Source organism: Deltaproteobacteria bacterium, from assembly GCA_016178705.1.
GTDB lineage: Bacteria > Desulfobacterota > Binatia > HRBIN30 > JACQVA1 > JACOST01.
This window is the reverse complement of sequence record JACOST010000014.1, coordinates 792,941-811,295: the sequence shown is the minus strand read 5'-3', so window position 1 is coordinate 811,295 and position 18,355 is coordinate 792,941. Positions and strand designations below refer to the sequence as shown.

Genomic DNA, 18,355 nt, shown 5'->3' with positions numbered 1-18,355 from the left:
CGCACCGCCACGCGCACGATCATCTCGTGCACCTGCCGCTTCGTCAGCCGGTTCAGGTTGAGCTGCGTGTGATGCGCCCGCAGCGGCCACGGCGGACGGAACTCCGGCCGCGCGGTCAGCACCAACAGCAGCGGCTCGCGCGCGCCCTGCTCGACCAGCAGCCCGAGCAGCTCGAGCGTCGACGGATCGACCCAGTGGAGATCCTCGATCACGATCACGCTCGGCTGTAGCCGCGCCGCGCCGCACACCCACGCCACCAGCGTCGCCAGCAAGCGCTTGCGCTGCTGCTCGGGAGACAGAAACAGGGGCGGATAGCGGCCCTCGGGGAGTTGCAGGTCGAGCAGCGGCGCGATCACCGGCACCGCCTCCGCCGGCTTCAGGCCCACCACCGCGAGCGACCGGTCGAGGGCGTCGAGCCGCGCCTCGGTCGAGAGATCGGCCGTCCAGCCGAAGCCCTGCCGCAGCAGATCGGTGACGACGTAGAACGGCGTGGTGTCGTAGTAGGCCGCGCAGCCGCTCTCGATCCAGGTGTGCGGCGTCTGCGCGAGGCCGGCCTTGAAGTCCTGCACCAGGCGCGACTTCCCAATCCCGGCCTCGCCACTGAGGAGCACCACCTGTCCCTCGCCGTCCTGCGCCCGCTCCCACGCCTCGGCCACCGTCTGCCGTTCGCGCTCGCGGCCGACGAACGGCGTCAGACCGCCGGCTGCCGCCGCCGCCAACCGGCCGCGCACGCCGCTGGCCTGGATCACGCGGTACAGCCCGACGGGGGCCGCAATCCCCTTGAGTGAGTGCGGGCCGCGGTCTTCCACCACGAACAGCCCCGCCACCAGCCGCTGGGTGGCGGCGGTGATCACGACGGTGTCGGGCTCGGCGGCGCCTTGCACCCGGGCCGCGATGTTCGGGGTATCGCCGAAGACATCCTGCGCCGCGCCCCCGCCGTGAGCAACAACGGCCGCTCCCGTGTGCATGCCGACGCGGACGCGGAGGGACAGGTTGTTGGTTGTTAGGTTGTTGGTTGTTAGGGAAGACTCCGGTTCTTCACCTAACAACCTAACACCTAACAACTTAACCCCTTCCACAATCGCCAGCCCCGCGCGCACGGCCCGCTCGGCGTCATCATCGTGCGCTTCGGGCACACCGAAGAAACACACCAGGCCGTCGCCGAGAAATTTGTCGACGTGGCCGCCGAAGCGGGTGACCGCCGCCGCGGCTACCTGTTGGTACTCCTTCGAGATGCGGTGCCAGTCCTCCGGATCGAGTTGCGCGGCGATCTCTGTGGAGCCGACGAGATCGCAGAACAGCACCGTGAGCTGCCGGCGCTCGCCAGAGGACAGGGTGTTAGGTGTTAGGGGGTTAGCTGTTAGGGGCGGAACCGGATCGGAACCGCCTACTGCCGTCTGCCTACTGCCTACTAGCGAAGCGCCGCACTCCAAACAGAACTTGGCACCTGGCGGGAGTTGCACGCCGCACTGGCCGCACGCGAGCGCGAGCCGCGCGCCGCATTCGAGGCAGAACTTGGCGGCAGACGGGTTCTCGTGCTGACACTGGGGACACTGCATGAGTGTGTTTGTGTTCCAGATCGATCACCGCGTTGTCAAGCGGCGAGTCGGTTCTGTAGTGGGTCAGTTTTGAAGTCCGCACCGCGACTCACTGATTGGGTCATTGCGAGTCCCGCCAGGGGCGAAGCAGTGGAGATGGTCTTCGCCTGATTTATGGCGCTGCGTGGCGTCCTTGCGGTCAATGCGGACGAACCCGAGTTCGACGAGCGAACCCGGTTCTGTCGTTTTCCACCACTGGCTGTCGGTAGAAGTGAGGGCGGTCACGATTTCAGCGCTCGCAGATCTAGGACGCGCGCGCGGATACTACCGCGGGCGGCGCACTCAAGGAGCCGTCGATCGGCGCTCACCAAGATGGCGTGTTCTCGTTCGGCGAGGGCGAGGTAGATGCAGTCGTACACCGGATGATTGAGGCGGTGCGCGATGTCCAGCGCCCGCGCCAGCAGTGGCGCACTCGGACGCAGCACCAAGCCACTCTCCATGAGCAACGCCAGCGCCCGCGAACTTTCACGGACCGTCAACTCACGCCGCCTCGTTTTCGCCCACAGGGCATTCGCCACCTCCGTCAGAAGCAACTCGGGGGCGAGCAGCTCGGCATCGGTCGTCAGCAAGCGTTCGGCTTGATCGCTGAGGACTTCGGGAACAACCCACTTCACCGCGACGCTCGCATCGACGATGTAGCTCATCGCCGACGGTCACGCCGAATCAGCAAGGTGCTGTCGCTGTGGCGGCGTCCAGCGAGTCGACGGCGAAACGCCGCTGCCTGATCGCGAAACTCCGCGCGATCCGAGCGGGCTACCGCCGTCACGATGGCGCGCAACTCGCGTTCGAGCGAATGTCCCTTGCGAGCGGCGCGTGCCTTGAGGCGTTGTAGCGCCGCATCGTCGAGCCTGCGAATAATTACTTGTCCCATGCTCCTTCTCCAGTGCTAGCAATCTGATATCGCTGCGCGGTGCGCCTGTAAAGGAGCGGCTGCGGGCGCGCGCGAGAGGATGGGCACTGCACTCTGTACCCGACGGGTTTTGGATAGGGAGCGGCCCCGCCGACAGAACCGGGCGTCTTGCACCCGCACGGGCGAGTTGCTTTATCCACATTGTGGCGAATGGTCTGCACAGCTTACGCGCGATCCTCTTCGACTTCGGCGGGACGTTGGACGGGCCCGGCGAGCCGTGGATCGAGCGCTTCGCGCTTGCGTATCGGGCGGCTGGGATCGACGTGACGCCTGATAGGCTGCACGATGCGGTTGGACACGGCACGCGCGAGTCGTATCGCTCGCCTCAGGTCGCTCGCTTCGGTTTATACGATACCGTTGCCTTCCATGTCGCGTGTCAGTTCGAGCACCTGCAGATCCGCAACGATCGCGCCGCAGCGACTATCGTCAACACCTTCGTGACTCGCACCGCCGCCGCCCTCGTCGACAGTCACGTGCTGCTCGCGCGCTTGGCGTCGCGTTTCCGTCTCGGTGTGGTCTCGAACTTCTACGGCAACGTCGAACGCATCCTCGTCGAGTGTCGGATCGCGCCGCTGCTCGGCACGATCATCGACTCCACCGTCGTCGGCGTGAGCAAACCCGATCCCGACATCTTTGCGCTAGCGGTCAAGCGATTGGGCGTCAGTGCGGACGAGACGCTCTTCGTCGGCGATTCGCTCGAACAGGACATCAAGCCGGCACGCGCCGCTGGCCTGCGCACGGCCTGGCTGGTGGGTGCGCGCACCGACTTCGTGGTCTCCGATGCCGACCTCTGTCTCCGCTCGCTCGGCGAACTCGACGCGTTACTCGGATGAAAGCGGGGATCATCGCGGCCGGTCTCGGGGAACGGCTGAGCCGCGCCGGCATCTCGGGTCCGAAACCGCTGGTACGGGTGAACGGCGTGCCGCTGATCGAGCATACGCTTCGTGCGATCGGCGCCGCGGGCGTGCGTGAGGTCGTGTGCATCATCAACGAAGCGTCGTCTGCGGTGGCGACGTATTGCCAGGAACACATCCGCGACCTGCCGGTGCGTTTCATCCATCGGACGACGCCGAGTTCGATGGAGAGCCTGTTCGCGCTCGCGCCATATCTCGCAGAAGACATGTTTCTGCTGCTCACCGTCGATGCCATCGTCGCGCCGGCCGCGCTGCGTGACTTCGTCCGCGCCGCCGCCGCGCGCGCCGCCGATGGCGTGCTCGCGGTGAACGATTTCATCGATGATGAGAAGCCGCTGCACGTCGCCTGCGATGACGACGGTCGCATCAATGCGATCGGCGATGCCGCGGCCGACAGCCCGCTGATCACCGCCGGGTTTTACGTGTTTCATCCGCGCATCTTTGCCGAGATCGATGCCGCGCGTGCCGCTGGCTTCACGGCGTTGCGCCAGTTCCTCGCTCATCTCGTCGCGCGCGGCTACCGACTCTTCGGCGAGCGCGTGCCGAAATGCGTCGATGTCGACCGACCGGAAGACATCGCCACGGCGGAGTCCTTCATCCGCAGCGGATACCGCGCATGAGCGACTTCCTCGGCATCGCCCGCGAGCGGGTGTTCTCGCCCGGTAAGGTCGATGCGGATCGCGCAATTCTCGAAGCCGTCGCCGACGGTTTGCGGCGACGGCGGCATACCGTGCGCGTCGTCAGCGCGGAAGAACCGCTGCCGTTACCGACTGCGAAGACGACGGTCTTCACCATGTGTCAGGGAGAGCACGCACTCGCGACAGTGCGCGCGTGGGAGCGCGACGGTGTGCGTGTGGTCAACTCGGTCGAGTCGATACTCAACTGCCATCGCCATCGCATGCTGGAGTGCTTTGCGCGGGCTGAGGTGAAGGCTCCGGAGACGCTGTTGCTCACGACCGAAGCGCCGCCGGACTGGCCCGCATGGATCGAACGCGTCGGCGCGTGGCTGAAGCGCGGCGATGTTCATGCCACGGACGCGGATGATGTCGTATTCGTGCAGAGCAGCGCCGAGGCGTACGCGGCGGTTGCGCGCTTTCAAGCCCGAGGTATCGGTCGCGCGATCTTGCAGCGCCACGTTCCCGGTGTCGTGATCAAGTTTTACGCCGTCGCCAATGGCTACCTCGCCTGGTTTCCACCGGCCGAGACGGCGGTCGAGTTGAGCGCGCAACAGATGATCGAGCTGCGCGCGTTGGCACAGTCGGGGGCGCGTGCGCTCGGGCTCGAAGTGTACGGCGGCGATTGTGTCGCCAGTGTGACGGAAGGATTACAGTTGATTGACTTGAATGATTGGCCTAGCTACGCTCGCTGCCGCGCTGCGGGGGCAGAAGCCATTGTCACCTACTTGGAAGCGCTGATTGAGACGAGCAAGCAGTGAAAGCCGCAACCCAATCCGCGCCGACCCGTGGTGCCACCCCGGGCCCGAAGTCGCGCGCGATGTACGCTGAGGAGCAGCAATTCCTCGCCCCCGGTCTCCAGCGCATCGCGCAGCTCTCCGAATTGGCGCTCGCCGAGGGGCGCGGCTGTACGCTGATCGACGTCGACGGGAACGAGTATCTCGATTTCTTCGCTGGGGTTGCCGTCGCCAGTCTCGGCCATTCCCATCCGCGTTTTGTCGCGGCGCTTACCAACCAGATCGAACGCCTCGCAGTCGGCAGCTTCACCAGCGAGCCGCGGCTGCAGTTGATGAAGGTGCTTGCCGAGATCGCGCCGGGCGCGCTGAAGCGCACGCAACTCTACAGCGGCGGCGCCGAAGCTGTCGAAGCCGCCATCCGCCTCGCCAAAGCCTACACCAAGAAGTACGAAGTGGTTGGGTTCTGGGGCGGCTTCCACGGCAAGACCGGCGGCGTGATGGGACTGATCGGCGACGAGTGGAAGCAGAAGTGGGGACCGCTCCCCGGTGGCACGTATCAAGTGCCGTACGCCGACTGCTACCGCTGCCCACTCAAGCTGAACTACCCCGACTGTGGCGTCGCGTGTCTCGACTTCATGCGCCAGAGTCTCAAGACGACCACCGCGGGCATGATCGCGGCCGTGCTCATCGAACCCATGCAGGGCACCGCCGGCAACGTGATTCCACCGCCGGAATTCCTGCCGGGCGTGCGTGACATCGCGCATGAAAACGACGCGCTCTTGATCGTAGATGAAATGATCACCGGCTTCGGGCGCACCGGCTTGCCGTTCGGCTGCAATCACACCAACGTCGAGCCCGACGTGATGACCATCGGCAAAGGTTTTGGCAACGGCTTCCCGGTCACCGGCCTGATGTCGACGGACGAGATCACCGCCGCGCCACCGTTTTCGAAGGCGAGTTCCTCGTCGTCGAGTTACGGCGGCAATGCGCTCGCGGCGACCGCCGCGCTGACGACAGTGGAGACGATTCTCGACGAGGGCCTGATCGACAACGCCGCGCGTGTTGGCGCCTTCCTGCTCGACGAGTTGCGCGGCTTGCAGGAGAAGTACGAGTTCATTGGCGACGTGCGTGGCGCCGGGCTGCTGCTCGGCATGGACCTGGTGAAGAACCGCGCGACCAAGGAGCCGCTGGCGCGCGAGGTGTCGGAGGAGATCTTTCTCGGTGCGTTACGGCGCGGGCTGCTGCTGATGGGCTACTTCTCGCGCGTCCGCATCAATCCGCCGTTGATTCTGAGCGAAAGCGAAGCCCGTGACGGCGTCGCGATTCTCGACGAAGTGTTCGCCGATGTGGCGCGCAGCGGGCGGTACCGGCAATGAGCGCTCCACTGCGCGGTGCGATCATAGGGTTTGGCAACGTGGCCGAGCGCGGGCATCTGCCTGCGTGGTTGGAACATCAGGATATGCGCATCGTCGCCGTCGCCGATTCCGATGCGACGCGCCAAGCGCGCGCCCGAGCGCTCTTGCCGGACGCGACAGTGGGCGGTGATGCGGCCGAACTGTTCGCCAGCGTCGCGCTGGATTTCGTCGACATCGCGACGCCGCCGACGTCGCACGTGCCGTTGATCGTTGCCGCTGCGGCCGCCGGGCTCCACATCATTTGCGAAAAGCCGCTCGCCATCTCGGCACCGGACTACGCGCAAGTTTACGAGGCGGTGAGCCGCGCCGGGGTCACGTTGTTCACGGTCCACAATTGGAAATACTCCGAGCCGTTTCGCCGCGTGCGGATGCTGCTCGACGACGGCGCGATCGGACCGCTGACCGGCATCTCGTTCGAGACCACGCGTAACGGCTGCGCCGGTAGCGTCGGTGACGATTGGCGCACGGACGGCGTGCGCGCCGGCGGCGGTATCCTGGTCGATCATGGCTGGCACGCCTTCTACTTGATGATGGCGCTGGCCAATGAACGGCCGCGCGCGATCCGCGCGCAACTGGCGCGCCGCCGTTACCGAACGGCCGATGTCGAAGACAGCGCACAGTGCACGATAGAATTTCCCTCGCTGACGGGGCGACTAGATCTCACCTGGGCCGGAGATGAGCGCCGGACGCGCTGGCAGTTGGATGGCCGCGACGGCCACATCGAGGTCGATGACGATCGCGTCTCGGTGCAGCGCCGCGGCTCGGACGAGTCATTTGTGTGCGCTCAATCACTGTCGGCGGGATCGCACCATCCCGAGTGGTTCGCGGCGGTGATCGACGCGTTCCGCCGCGAAATCCTCGATCCCAGCGTCCGCGGCGAGAACTTGGCCGAAGCCGAGCAGTGCGTGCAATTGCTATCGCAAGCGTACGCGTCCCACGCCGCGGCGCGCGTACAACCGCTGCCCGCCGTCACGCGTTAACTTTTCACTGTGAACACTGCATTGATTTTGCCGCCGACGGCGGAAAGCTTTCGCACCATCGCCGGGCTGCCGTTGATTGTGCGGACGCTGCACAGTGCTGTGCGCAGCGGCTTCGAGCGCGTCGTGGTGATGCCGGGCAGCGAGACCGCCCGCCTGCAGACGCTGTTGGCGAGCGATGCCCGTCTCCGCCTCGTCGAACTCGCCGAGCAGCCGCCGGCCCGCGTTATTCGCGAAGGGCAGGTCGTCGTCATTCCAGGCGACTGCTTGGTGACACCGGCGACGCTGAATCAGATCTACGACACGCGCTTGAACGGTCGGTCCGTTGTCTTCAGCCCGGCGACCGGCGGCGAACCGCTGCTGCTCTGCCGCGCCGCCACGCTAGCGGAACTCGATGGCGCGCTCGAGAGTGGCAGCTCGACCCGCTGGCGCGCGCTCGGTGAAACCGATGCGACGGCTTTGACCGGCGCGGTGTGCGCGCGCGTCACCGACGATGCCTCCGCGCGCGCCGCAGAAACTGAACTGTACGCTCAGTTGCGGGCCGCCACCGCCGCGAACGATGGCCCGTTGGCGCGCTGGATCGATCGTTCGGTGTCGCAGTGGATCAGTCGCCGCTTGGTGCAAACGTCGCTACGGCCGAATCACATCACCATCATCGGCACCAGCGTCGGGTTGCTCGCCGCGTGGTGCATCGCGCGCGGGATCTACGGCTTCGAAGTTCTCGGGACGCTGCTGTTTCTGCTCGCCACCGTGATCGATGGTTGCGACGGCGAGGTGGCGCGGCTCAAGTTTCAAGAAACTCCGTTCGGGCAGACGTTCGATGTCGCCACCGACAACATCGTGCACGTCGCGATCTTCATCGCCCTTGGCCTTGGGCAGTACCGCCACCACCCCGACGGGTCCTATGGCGCGGTGATGGCGTTGCTGCTCGGCGGCTTCGCATGCGCGGCGGCGGCGGGCTACTGGTGTATCCTGCGGCACCCGGAGACGATGCGCACGAGCGGTCCGCCGCAAACGACCAAAGGCCGTATTCGTCGCGTGATGCTGCGCGGCTTCGAGGCGCTGCTCAATCGCGACTTCGCGTACCTGCTGTTCATCCTGGCCTTGGCCGACCGGCTGCACTGGTTCCTGTGGGGTGCGGCATTCGGTAGCTACGGGTTCGCCGCCGCGCTGGTCTGGATTTACCGCTGGCGCGACGCCGCCTGAAGTCTCGCCGATTTCTCGCGGTTGTCAGCGCGCCGCCGTCATCCGCTCGTCGTTCTCACCAACTTCGCCAATCCGATTGACCGGTCGTTCGGTCGCCCACGCGCCGCATCAACTCACAAGCCGGCCGCATCGGTCGATCCTCTAGCTGGCATGCGGCCTGCTCTTCCTCAAAGGCACAAAGGCATGGCGTTTGGCCGCACAACGAATCAAGGAGGTCCGATGAAAGCTCTCAAGCCTCGCACGACATTGTTTGACGTGGTTCGCATCGTTCAAGATCACGAGCCGTCTGACCAACGAGTGGTCGCGATCCTCACCGAGCTGGTGACCTCGGGCCGTCTGGTGTTTGCGCCCACGTCCGCCGAGCCCACGACCATCACCGATCTTGCCGCGTAACGCGGTTCGCTAGTCCCCCCCGGGCGGACGGGGCCTCCACCCTCCTCTGGCTCCGTCCGCCTCCCCCCTTCGCCCGCACAACACCTGCTGCTCGTGAACCTTGCTGCGGTTGCGCAATCCGTATACGTGGCAAGCGTGGCTGCGTCCCGCCGACGCGCTACGGGGGACACGACGACGAACGCATCGGATCAGGAACGCCCGAGCAACGGGGGCGCTGCCAGCGGCTCTGCGCGCTGGTTGCGGCTGCTGGAGCGCGGCCTTTTGGTGGGCGGCTTGGTGTTGTTTGCCGTGCTCCTGCATGAGATCGGCGCGCGCGTAGTCTTCGACAACGTGCGGGTGGTAGGGTGGGGCATCGTCCTGATCGTGGCGCAGGAAATTCTCGCCTACACGTTCAACACCTTGGGATGGTGGTTTGCGTTTCCGCCGCCGGGGCCGCCGATTCCGTTCGCGCAGTTGCTGAGCGCGCGCATGGCCGGCGATGCGATCAACTACGTCACGCCGACGGCGACAATCGGCGGGGAGTTCGTGCGCGTTCGCTTGCTGCGCGCCCGTGGCGCCACGACCTCGGTGGTGGCGTCGGTGGCGATCGCCAAGGTTGCGCAGACGGTCGGGCAAGTGGCGTTCATCGTCATGGGATTGATCCTGGTGCTCGATCGGGCGCCGCTGCCGGCGGCGTTGCGACGCGGAGTGTTGATCGGGGTCGCCGTGATGGCGGCGGTGGCATCGGCCCTGCTGATCGCGCAACGGCGCGGGCTGTTTGCGCCCGCGTTTCGTGCGCTGCAACGGACCGGCCTGGCGGCCGACCGCTTGACCGCACGGCTGCAACGTCTCGATGCCGAGATCGCCGCATTCCACGTCTCCAGCACCTGGGGCTTTGTCGCTTCGGCGGGCTGCTTCTTCGTTGGCTGGTGTCTCGGCGTGCTCGAAATCTATTTGATCCTGTACTTTCTCGGCGTCCCTGCCACTGTAGAACGCGCGCTGACCATCGAAGTGCTGTCCGCCACCATCGATGGGATGTTGTTCTTCGTTCCCGGAAAAGTCGGCACCCAAGAAGGCGGCAAGGTGTTGATCTTCACGCTGCTCGGTCTCGACGCGGCCAAAGGTCTTTCGCTGGGCATCCTGCGGCGGATTCGCGAACTGGTATGGGCGGGGATCGGCCTGCTGTTGCTGTCGCGCGCACACACGCTGCCGCAACCGGTTGCCGATCCCGCGGCGCTTGGCAACTGAACCACGTGCTAGCCATGACCGAGCGGAAGCGTCTGATCGTCTCCGCCGACGACTTCGGCATGTCGCCGGGCGTGAACGCGGCGATCGTGGAAGCGCATCGCGATGGCATTCTGACCGACGCCAGCTTGATGGTGAGCGGCGCTGCGGCGGATGAAGCCGTCGAACTGGCGCGCGCAGTGCCGCGGTTGAGCGTCGGCTTGCACTTGGTGCTCGCGCAAGGCCGCGCGACCTTGCCGCCGCGCACGATTCCCGATCTCGTCGACGGTGACGGTTTCTTTCGCAATCAGCCGATTCGCGCCGCGCTCGGATATTTTTTTACGCCGGGTGTGCGGGCGCAGGTGCAACGCGAGGTCGAAGCGCAGATCGAAAAATTTCTCGCCACTGGGCTGCCGCTCTCACACGTCGACGGCCATGTGAACATCCACATGCACCCGACGATCGTCAACATCTTGCTCGCGGTCGCCGATCGTTACGGCATCCGCGCCCTGCGACTCACGCGCGAGCCGCTGCGCATGGCGCTGCGCCTCAACCGTGAGCACGCGCCACGCAAAGTCGCCGAAGGGCTGACGTTCAGCGCGCTGAGCGCCTATGCGCGGCCGCGCATAGGCGCACGCAATCTCAGTTGTCCCGATCGCTTGTTTGGGTTGCATCAGAGCGGGCACATCACCGAGGTGTATCTTTCCCAACTGCTGTCGCTCCTCACGCAGGGTGTCACGGAACTGTACTGCCATCCCGCTCATCTCGACGACGAAGCGCGGCGTTGGCGCCCGCCCGACTACGAGAGCGAAGCCGAGCTACGCGCGTTGACTAGCCCGCGCATCGCGGAGCAGATCCGCGCGCTCGGCATCGAGTTGATGTCCTACCGCGACCTCGCGAGTGGCTGACTGGTGCTAGCCACGAGCGACTGGTAGGAATCCGTTCACTCATCCGGAGGACTCATGAAGGTCATCCCCATTGCGCAACTGATGGACAACTACGCCTATCTCGTCATCGACGAGGGCACCAAGTCGGCTGGCGTCGTCGACTGCGCCGAAGCGGAGCCGGTGCTGAGCGTGGTCGCGCGCGAGGGCGTCGCGCTCACCGCGATCTTGCCGACGCACCATCACCTCGACCATGTCGGCGGCAACGAGGATTTGTTGCGCGCGAAGCCTGGACTCACGGTGTACGGCGTCGATCAACGCATTCCCGGCCTCACCGATCGCGTTGAAGACCTCTCGACGGTGCGCGTCGGCAACTTGAGCGCCCGGGTGTTGTTCATTCCGGCGCACACCACCGGCCACATCGCCTACTACTTCGACCGTGATCGAGCGGTCTTCACCGGCGACACGTTATTCGCGGGCGGCTGCGGCCGCTTGTTCGAAGGCGATGCGGCGATGATGATCGGATCGCTATCCAAATTGATGGCGCTGCCGGACGACACGCAGGTGTACTTCGGCCACGAATACACCGAGAAGAATCTGCGCTTCGCGCTCTCGTTGGAACCGAAGAACGTCGATTTGCGCAAGAAGTACGACTGGGTGACCGAGCAAGCCAAGCGCAATCAGCCGACGACGCCAACCAGCATCGGCTCGGAGAAGGAGACCAATCCGTTCTTCCGCTGGCGCAGCCCCGAGCTGCGCGCGAGCATCGAGCAGAACTATCCCGGTGTGGCGATGGACGACGTCAGCGTGTTCGCCAAGACGCGCGCCTTGAAGGATGTGTTCTAGCGTCGCGTAAGGTGCTTCGCGCCGCGCACCAGCAATCAGTCCGTGACAGCGGGAGCCGCGAATCGGTAAGGCGCCGTCCTAGTCAGGTGAGATGCAGGCGGCGCGCGGCGATCAACGTCAGCAAGGCCGCCAAGACGAGCAGTGACACGCTGGAGAGCGTTGGCGCCGCCGGACGAGGTGGGTCGAATTCAATCGTCAGCTCGGGGACCGATGTCGTGTCGAGGTTTTCGCGCGTGTTGAATCGCTTCGCGGTTCCGGCGCTTTGCTCGTCGCCCTGCAGGAGCCAACCGAAATTGTTCGTCGGGTCGTCGAGCCAACCTTGGACGTCGGCGACCATTGCCGGAGTGGAACCCCACGTATAGTCGCCGTTGCCGCTGATCGAGATCGAGGCGCTGACGCTCGCGACGAAGTCGCCGCCGGCATTGGTCCATAAGTCCGTGCTGAAGAAGCGGTGCAGCCATGTGGCATCGCCGGTGGTCGCCGCCGTGCCGCCGCCGCCACCCATGATCTGGGCGTCGGACGTGCCTTCACCCCAATCGGCGCTGGCCCGGCGCAGAACGACTGACTCCGACCCGGCGATCGTCTGCGACATCGTGAGCGTCAACTGCGCGCTGCGAATCTTGGCTCCGGCCGGCAGCGTGCTCGCCACGTCGAAGGCGATCAGCGCGCGCCGGATCGAGCCGTTCTTTTGATTGGTGCGGCCGACGAACAAGAACTGCCCGGCGCCGTTGCTGAGTGCGCCCGTCGCGCTCTCGTAGAGCGTGTTGTCCTTGCTCGGAGTCATCGTCGTGACTCCGGCGAACGCGGAGTCGATCCACATCATCGTTGCCACCGCAAACCCAACCATGATCGTCGCGCGCCGCATTCGCTCCTCCTCGGTATGAAGTGACAGGGCTATAGTGCGCTCCCCCCTGTGCGTCAAACTATCTGCGCGACCGCACGGTGACCGGGGTCGAGAATACGCGCGCGGTCCCGATAACGGCGAGGTCGCCGACGATCTCGACCGTCGCGGTTTGCCGAATGTCGTCCGACGAACTGCCGACCATGATCTCGATCGCGCCAGGTTCGACGACGAAATTCATCTGGCGATCGACGAAGGCGAGCTGACTCACGGCGAGTTCGAAGCTCACGGTTTTCTGCTCACCCGGTTGTAGCGCCACGCGCACGAACCCTTTCAACTCCTTCACCGGACGCGTGACGCTCGCGACCACGTCGTGCGTGTAGAGTTGCACGACCTCCTCCCCCACGCGCTCACCGGCATTGGCCACATCGACGCGAATGCGCAGCGTATCGCCGGCGGTCACTCTCTCGGGCCTAACCTCCAGCGAGCCGTATTTGAACTCCGTAAAACTCAACCCGTGTCCGAACGGGAACAGCGGCTTGGCGCTCAGCCCGACGTAGTCGCCCTTCCAATGCGACCGGCCGCCGGACGGCTTGTGGTTGTAGTAGACCGGCACCTGACCCACCGAGCGCGGTAGCGAGATCGGCAGCTTGCCACCTGGATTGATGTCGCCGAACAAGACGTCGGCGACGGCGCTGCCACCTTCCTCTCCCGGCACCCACGCTTCGACAATCGCGGGCACGTGCTCGGCGATCCATTGGAGCGCGAGCGGCCTTCCGTTGATGAGTACCACGACGACCGGCGTACCGGTGGCGACGACGGCTTCGACCAACTGCTGCTGCACACCGGTGAGGCCGAGATCGGCGCGATCGATCGACTCACCGCTTGTGCAGCCATCGACCAATCCGGATTTCTCGCCAACCACCACCACCGCCACCTCGGCCTTGCGGGCCGCGTCGACCGCGGCGGCAAAGCCGTCGGTACTGACTCCAATGATGTCGCAACCTAGCGCGCTATGAACGGTCGTGCGCGGCGAGACGACCGCTTTGATTCCGTCGAGCACCGTGACCATCGGCACGCAGTGCTGCGCTAGGTTCACCGAACCCGCCGGCCGCGGCGACATGTCGCCTTCCTCGATCGCACCGAACATCATCTCGAGGTGCGCCGGGTAGTGATAGTCGCCCTGCAGAAGGCGAACGCTGTCGGCGCTCGGGCCGATCACGGCGATCGACCGCAGGTCTTTGCGCAGCGGCAGCAGGTTGCCGTCGTTCTTCAGCAGCACGATCGACTTCTGCGCGATCTCGCGCGCCAGCGCGCGCTGTGCGGATGTGTCGAACACCGCGGCCGCCGCGCCTGCATCGACGTAGGGACGTTCGAACAGACCGAGTTGGAATTTCATCCGCAGCACGCGGCGGACTGACGTGTCGACCAAGCCGACATCGACGCGTCCGGCTTCGATCGCGGCGCGCAGAGGCGCGCCGTAGCAGTGCAGCGCGGGCAACTCGACATCGATGCCGGCCTCGAGTGCGAAACGGGCGGCCTCGCCCTCATCGCGTGCGATGCGATGGTACTGGTGTAACGTCGCCACGGTGAAGTAGTCGGAGACGATCACGCCGTCGAATCCGAGCGCGCCACGGAGGAGATCACCGAGCAGCTCCTTGGATGACCCCAGTGGTACGCCGTCGATCTCGTTGTAGGCGTTCATGATCGAGGCGACCTTCGCTTCTTTGATCACTGCCGCAAATGGCGCGAGGTAGACTTCGAGCAACTCGCGCTTCGCGATGTGTGCCGGCGCCCAGTTCATGCCGCCTTCGGACGCGCCGTAGCCGAGAAAATGTTTGGCGGTGGCAACGATGCCCCGCGACAGGTCGTCGCCCTGCAAGCCGCGCACGTAGGCGATGCCCATCTGTGCAATGAGATATGGATCTTCGCCGAAGGTTTCCTCCGTGCGCCCCCAGCGCGGATCACGCGCGACATCGAGGACGGGAGCGAGCGAATGGTGCGCACCGACCGCGCGCATCTGGGCGCGGATCACGCCGGTCATGGATTCGATCAACGCCGGTTCCCACGTGCTGGCGAGTCCGATTGCTTGCGGGAAACAAGTTGCGCCGCGGGCGGTGTAGCCGGCGCAGCTCTCTTCGTGGATGATCGCCGGAATCCCGAGCCGGGTGTGCTCAAGCAGAAATGTCTGGATGCGATTGACCAGCGCGGCACTTTCACTGGGGCCAAGCACGGTGGCACCGCCGATGCGGGTAAGATGCCCGGTGCCGTGCACGAGCTTCTCGCGGGCCCGCGCTTCGGAGAAGACGCCATCGTCGAGCAAGCTGGTCGACCACACGCCGCCGATCTGCGCCAGCTTCTCCTCCAGCGTCATGCGTGACAGTAGATCACGTACCCGCGCGTCGAGGGGTTGGGTTGCGTCGCGATAGCGCGCTGGTGATTCCGCCATGCCGATCCTCCGTGGAAAGCCGGCAGGCTCTCTACACTGTCTCCGTATGCCACGACAATCCGATCGCACTTGACCTGCTTTCCGGCAGCTTCTAAGGTCGCCCCACTCTCACTACAGAAGGATCACTCGTGCGCTTTCGCCAGTCGCTGATTCCCACGCTCAAGGAAGTTCCCACCGACGCCGAGGTCATCAGCCATCAATTGATGGTGCGCGCCGGGATGATTCGCCAAGTCGCCCGCGGCATCTACGATTTTCTCCCGCTCGGGCTGCGCGTGGTGCGCAAGGTCGAACGGATCGTGCGCGAAGAAATGGACCGCGCCGGGGCGCAGGAGATTCTCATGCCCGCAATCTGCCCGGCCGAACTGTGGCAAGAGAGCGGGCGCTGGGATCGCTACGGCAAAGAGTTGCTGCGCATGAAGGACCGCTACGACCGTGACTTCTGCTTCGGCCCGACGCACGAGGAACTGGTCACCGACATCGTCCGGCGTGAAGTGCGTTCATATCGCGATCTGCCGCTCAATCTGTACCAAATTCAAGTCAAGTTCCGAGATGAGGTCCGGCCCCGCTTCGGCCTGATGCGCGGGCGCGAGTTCATCATGAAAGACGCGTACTCGTTCCACGTCGACGCCGACGATTGCTGGCGCGAGTATGAGAATATGGCGAAAGCCTACCGGCGCATCTTCGAGCGCTGCGGCCTGACGACGCGCCAGGTCGAGTCGGACACCGGTGCGATCGGCGGCAGCGCCGCGCATGAATTTCAGGTGCTCGCCGATTCCGGCGAAGACGCGATCGTGAGCTGCAACCGCTGCGAGTACGCCGCCAACGTCGAGCGCGCCGAAGTCGGGCCGATCCCGACGACGGCCGCGCCGCGGGCCGGCGAGATGCGCAAAGTGCGCACGCCCGGCAAGGGCAAGGTGGAAGCGGTCGCCGAGTTTCTCTCGGAGCCGCCCGACCGCTTCATCAAGACGCTGCTCTACGGCACCAGCAGCGGCACCACCGTGGCCGCGCTGGTGCGCGGCGATCACGAGATCAGCGATGCGAAGTTGAAGACCGCGCTGGGCGTGGAGTGGGTAGCGCTGGCCGACGAAGACACCGTGCGGCGGGTGTCGAACGCGCCGGTCGGATTCGCCGGGCCGTTCGGTCTCTCGGTCCAGATCATCGCCGATCACGCTCTGCGGGGGATCAGCGGCGCGGTCACTGGCGCCAACGAAGTGGATCATCACCTCGTCGACATCGACCAGGCCCGCGATCTTCCCGCGCTCCAGTTCGCCGACCTGCGCGCGGCGCGCGCGGGCGACCGGTGTCCGCGCTGTGACGGTGGCGTCTTCGAAGCGCACCGTGGCATCGAGGTCGGCAACATCTTCTATCTCGGCACCAAGTACAGCGTGCCGATGAAGGCGACCTACCTCGACGCCGGCGGCCAAGAGCACCCGATGGTGATGGGCTGCTACGGCATTGGTGTGACCCGCACCGCGGCGGCGGCGATCGAGCAGCACCACGACGCCAACGGCATCATCTGGCCGCTGGCGATCGCGCCGGCGCACGTCCACGTTGTGCCGGTGAACTGGAACGACGAGGCCTTACGCTCGGCCGCCGAGTCGCTTGTGGCTCAACTCGAACACGCGGGCATCGAGGTCTTGCTCGACGACCGCGACGAACGACCGGGAGTGAAGTTCAAGGACGCGGATCTGATCGGCATCCCGCTGCGCGTTACCGTCGGCGCCAAGAGCCTGGCGCGCGGCTGTGTGGAGTTCAAACACCGGCGCGACGCGCATGCGACTGACGTGCGCGTCGATGAAGTGGTCGAGCGCATCGCAACGATGGTGCGCACGGAGCTGGCCTCATGACCTTGCAGTGGCCGTTCGGCGGCCACCAGAGCGGGATGCGGTCGCGCCTCATCTTCGCGCTCGACGTGGGCTCGGTGCGCGAGGCGCTCGAACTGGTTGCCAAGCTGGCGCAGGACGTCGGCATGTTCAAGGTCGGCAAGCAACTCTTCCTGCATGCCGGCCCGCAGATCGTGCGCGACATCCGCGATCGCGGCGGCGAAGTGTTTCTCGATCTCAAGTTTCACGACATCCCGCGCACCGTTGCCAAAGCCGGCGTCGAAGCCGCGCGCATGGGCGCGCGCATGTTCGATCTGCACGCCTCCGGCAGTCTCGAGATGATGCAACGCACGGTCAACGAGGTCGGCAAAGTCTGCCGCAGTGAAGGCCTCCGCAAGCCGAAGATTCTCGCCGTCACTGTGCTGACCAGTCTGAACCGCGACGACCTCAAGCGCGTTGGCGTGATGAGCGGTGTCGAAGGTCAGGTGGTGCGCTTGGCGCGGCTCGCGAAGCTCGCCGGCATGGACGGTGTGATCACGTCGCCGCTCGAGATCGGCCGCATTCGCAAGGAGTGCGGACGCGGCTTCATCATCATCACCCCCGGTGCTCAAGCACAGGAGGGTGACGGCGACGATCCGAATCAGCAGCGCGCGATGACGTCCGAAGAAGCGGTCCGTGCCGGCGCTGACTACTTGATGGTAGGCCGGCCGATTCGGGACGCCAGCGATCCGGTCGCCGCCGCGCGCGACACTGTCGCCGCCATGGAGCGCGGCCTCGCCAGCGTCGAACGCCGCGTGCGGTTATTCAGCGAGCGGAAGCCGTGAACGTCGTGACTCGTGAACCGTGACTCGTGAGTGGCACAGGCTTCCAGCCTGTGGCTGTCCGACTACCTCCGGCGACTCACGCCTCACGGCTCACGATTCACGAGTCACGATTCTTACTTTTTCGCCGCTCCCCGTGGCCGCAGATCCATATCGGGCGGCGGTGCGTCGGGCAGCTTCCACACGATGTACGGCTTCTCCTTCAGTTCGTGGTAGGCGTTGGCCGCGTCGACGCACTTGTGGAAGGCCTCTTCGAAGGCGGCGAAGTCTTTCTTGTCCAGCGGCCCTTCGAGCGTCTTCCAGTTTTCTTCCATGTATTGATTCAGCGCGTCCTCGTGCTTCGGCCGGGTGAAGGCGCCGAGTTCGAACAGGCCTTTGATTTCCTTCCACTGGAACTTCGCCATCGGCCAGTTGCCGGCCTTGGCGGCGTAGAAGAGTTTCCACGTGCGGGCGCCGACCTCGGGCATGAGGCGGCCGAGGCCGGGCTGAATCGTCACCACGTCTTCGATCGACATGGCGCGGTGACCGCCGGTGAAGGTAAGTTCCTTGAGCTTCTCAGCAAGTTTTTCGTCGTCCATGAAGGAGTCCTCCGTAGCTGTGTTGGTTTCGCCGGAACGATCCGAGCGGATGGCGGCTGCTTAACCAAACCGTCGCCACGCCGTCA

18 protein-coding genes are annotated in these 18,355 nt (G+C 65.2%); 12 read left to right on the top strand and 6 right to left on the bottom strand.

All coding sequences use genetic code 11. From position 1 onward, the window contains the following. From HYR72_11750 to HYR72_11740, 3 genes are all read right to left on the bottom strand, one after another. On the bottom strand, positions 1-1,559 hold a 1,559-nt coding region (locus tag HYR72_11750), incomplete at its 3' end, for an AAA family ATPase (protein MBI1815646.1). A gap of 260 nt (positions 1,560-1,819) precedes the next feature. Continuing rightward, positions 1,820-2,242, bottom strand: a complete 423-nt coding sequence (locus tag HYR72_11745; protein MBI1815645.1) for a type II toxin-antitoxin system VapC family toxin — start codon at positions 2,240-2,242, stop codon at positions 1,820-1,822. Further along, positions 2,239-2,469 (bottom strand): hypothetical protein, encoded by a 231-nt coding sequence (locus tag HYR72_11740; GenBank protein ID MBI1815644.1) that lies wholly within the window; start codon positions 2,467-2,469, stop codon positions 2,239-2,241. Before HYR72_11740 ends, HYR72_11745 begins: the two co-directional genes overlap by 4 nt. Positions 2,470-2,651: 182 nt before the next feature. On the opposite strand from HYR72_11740, the gene HYR72_11735 reads away from it, so the two are divergent. From HYR72_11735 to gloB, 10 genes are all read left to right on the top strand, one after another. Further along, on the top strand, positions 2,652-3,341 hold the full coding sequence (locus HYR72_11735) for an HAD family hydrolase (protein MBI1815643.1): 690 nt from the start codon (positions 2,652-2,654) through the stop codon (positions 3,339-3,341). Then, the gene (locus HYR72_11730; GenBank protein MBI1815642.1) at positions 3,338-4,042 is read left to right on the top strand and encodes an NDP-sugar synthase; all 705 of its coding nucleotides are present in this window, start codon (positions 3,338-3,340) and stop codon (positions 4,040-4,042) included. Before HYR72_11735 ends, HYR72_11730 begins: the two co-directional genes overlap by 4 nt. Next, positions 4,039-4,857, top strand: a complete 819-nt coding sequence (locus HYR72_11725; GenBank protein ID MBI1815641.1) for a hypothetical protein — start codon at positions 4,039-4,041, stop codon at positions 4,855-4,857. Before HYR72_11730 ends, HYR72_11725 begins: the two co-directional genes overlap by 4 nt. Positions 4,858-4,916: 59 nt before the next feature. Then, positions 4,917-6,209 (top strand): aspartate aminotransferase family protein, encoded by a 1,293-nt coding sequence (locus HYR72_11720; GenBank protein ID MBI1815640.1) that lies wholly within the window; start codon positions 4,917-4,919, stop codon positions 6,207-6,209. After that, the gene (locus tag HYR72_11715; GenBank protein ID MBI1815639.1) at positions 6,206-7,228 is read left to right on the top strand and encodes a Gfo/Idh/MocA family oxidoreductase; all 1,023 of its coding nucleotides are present in this window, start codon (positions 6,206-6,208) and stop codon (positions 7,226-7,228) included. The genes HYR72_11720 and HYR72_11715 overlap by 4 nt, the downstream gene beginning before the upstream one ends. Before the next feature lie 9 nt (positions 7,229-7,237). Next, positions 7,238-8,431: a CDP-alcohol phosphatidyltransferase family protein gene (locus tag HYR72_11710; protein ID MBI1815638.1), complete on the top strand. Its 1,194-nt coding sequence runs from the start codon at positions 7,238-7,240 to the stop codon at positions 8,429-8,431. Between the two features lie 219 nt (positions 8,432-8,650). Further along, positions 8,651-8,824, top strand: coding sequence for a hypothetical protein (locus HYR72_11705; protein ID MBI1815637.1), 174 nt, complete (start codon positions 8,651-8,653; stop codon positions 8,822-8,824). Positions 8,825-8,959: 135 nt separating this feature from the next. Beyond that, positions 8,960-10,051, top strand: coding sequence for a flippase-like domain-containing protein (locus HYR72_11700; GenBank protein ID MBI1815636.1), 1,092 nt, complete (start codon positions 8,960-8,962; stop codon positions 10,049-10,051). 14 nt (positions 10,052-10,065) lie between these two features. Continuing rightward, positions 10,066-10,935 (top strand): hopanoid biosynthesis-associated protein HpnK, encoded by an 870-nt coding sequence (gene hpnK / locus HYR72_11695; protein MBI1815635.1) that lies wholly within the window; start codon positions 10,066-10,068, stop codon positions 10,933-10,935. A 54-nt stretch (positions 10,936-10,989) separates the two neighbouring features. Then, positions 10,990-11,757: a hydroxyacylglutathione hydrolase gene (gene gloB / locus HYR72_11690; protein MBI1815634.1), complete on the top strand. Its 768-nt coding sequence runs from the start codon at positions 10,990-10,992 to the stop codon at positions 11,755-11,757. Positions 11,758-11,839: 82 nt separating this feature from the next. On the opposite strand, the gene HYR72_11685 is transcribed toward gloB, so the two are convergent. Continuing rightward, the gene (locus HYR72_11685) at positions 11,840-12,622 is read right to left on the bottom strand and encodes a DNRLRE domain-containing protein (protein ID MBI1815633.1); all 783 of its coding nucleotides are present in this window, start codon (positions 12,620-12,622) and stop codon (positions 11,840-11,842) included. A gap of 58 nt (positions 12,623-12,680) precedes the next feature. Beyond that, entirely contained in the window at positions 12,681-15,047 is a 2,367-nt protein-coding gene (locus HYR72_11680; GenBank protein ID MBI1815632.1) for a glycoside hydrolase family 3 C-terminal domain-containing protein, read from the bottom strand. Positions 15,048-15,175: 128 nt separating this feature from the next. Here HYR72_11680 and HYR72_11675 point away from each other — a divergent pair, with 128 nt between their 5' ends. Together HYR72_11675 and pyrF are read left to right on the top strand one after the other, a co-directional pair. Beyond that, positions 15,176-16,894: a proline--tRNA ligase gene (locus tag HYR72_11675; GenBank protein ID MBI1815631.1), complete on the top strand. Its 1,719-nt coding sequence runs from the start codon at positions 15,176-15,178 to the stop codon at positions 16,892-16,894. Positions 16,895-16,929: 35 nt separating this feature from the next. Next, positions 16,930-17,694: an orotidine-5'-phosphate decarboxylase gene (gene pyrF / locus HYR72_11670; GenBank protein ID MBI1815630.1), complete on the top strand. Its 765-nt coding sequence runs from the start codon at positions 16,930-16,932 to the stop codon at positions 17,692-17,694. A 113-nt stretch (positions 17,695-17,807) separates the two neighbouring features. Here pyrF and HYR72_11665 read toward each other — a convergent pair whose 3' ends face one another. Continuing rightward, a complete protein-coding gene (locus HYR72_11665) occupies positions 17,808-18,269 on the bottom strand; it encodes a hypothetical protein (GenBank protein ID MBI1815629.1) in 462 nt (153 codons plus the stop codon). Positions 18,270-18,355 lie beyond the last annotated feature (86 nt).

What these genes read in the sequence shown, in the direction of transcription:
- HYR72_11745 (MBI1815645.1), bottom strand. Translation starts at nt 2,242, where the DNA reads ATGAGCTACATCGTCGATGCGAGCGTCGCGGTGAAGTGGGTTGTTCCC.
- HYR72_11740 (MBI1815644.1), bottom strand. Translation starts at nt 2,469, where the DNA reads ATGGGACAAGTAATTATTCGCAGGCTCGACGATGCGGCGCTACAACGC.
- HYR72_11730 (MBI1815642.1), top strand. Translation starts at nt 3,338, where the DNA reads ATGAAAGCGGGGATCATCGCGGCCGGTCTCGGGGAACGGCTGAGCCGC.
- HYR72_11725 (MBI1815641.1), top strand. Translation starts at nt 4,039, where the DNA reads ATGAGCGACTTCCTCGGCATCGCCCGCGAGCGGGTGTTCTCGCCCGGT.
- HYR72_11720 (MBI1815640.1), top strand. Translation starts at nt 4,917, where the DNA reads ATGTACGCTGAGGAGCAGCAATTCCTCGCCCCCGGTCTCCAGCGCATC.
- HYR72_11715 (MBI1815639.1), top strand. Translation starts at nt 6,206, where the DNA reads ATGAGCGCTCCACTGCGCGGTGCGATCATAGGGTTTGGCAACGTGGCC.
- HYR72_11705 (MBI1815637.1), top strand. Translation starts at nt 8,651, where the DNA reads ATGAAAGCTCTCAAGCCTCGCACGACATTGTTTGACGTGGTTCGCATC.
- hpnK (MBI1815635.1), top strand. Translation starts at nt 10,066, where the DNA reads ATGACCGAGCGGAAGCGTCTGATCGTCTCCGCCGACGACTTCGGCATG.
- gloB (MBI1815634.1), top strand. Translation starts at nt 10,990, where the DNA reads ATGAAGGTCATCCCCATTGCGCAACTGATGGACAACTACGCCTATCTC.
- HYR72_11685 (MBI1815633.1), bottom strand. Translation starts at nt 12,622, where the DNA reads ATGCGGCGCGCGACGATCATGGTTGGGTTTGCGGTGGCAACGATGATG.
- HYR72_11680 (MBI1815632.1), bottom strand. Translation starts at nt 15,047, where the DNA reads ATGGCGGAATCACCAGCGCGCTATCGCGACGCAACCCAACCCCTCGAC.
- pyrF (MBI1815630.1), top strand. Translation starts at nt 16,930, where the DNA reads ATGCGGTCGCGCCTCATCTTCGCGCTCGACGTGGGCTCGGTGCGCGAG.
- HYR72_11665 (MBI1815629.1), bottom strand. Translation starts at nt 18,269, where the DNA reads ATGGACGACGAAAAACTTGCTGAGAAGCTCAAGGAACTTACCTTCACC.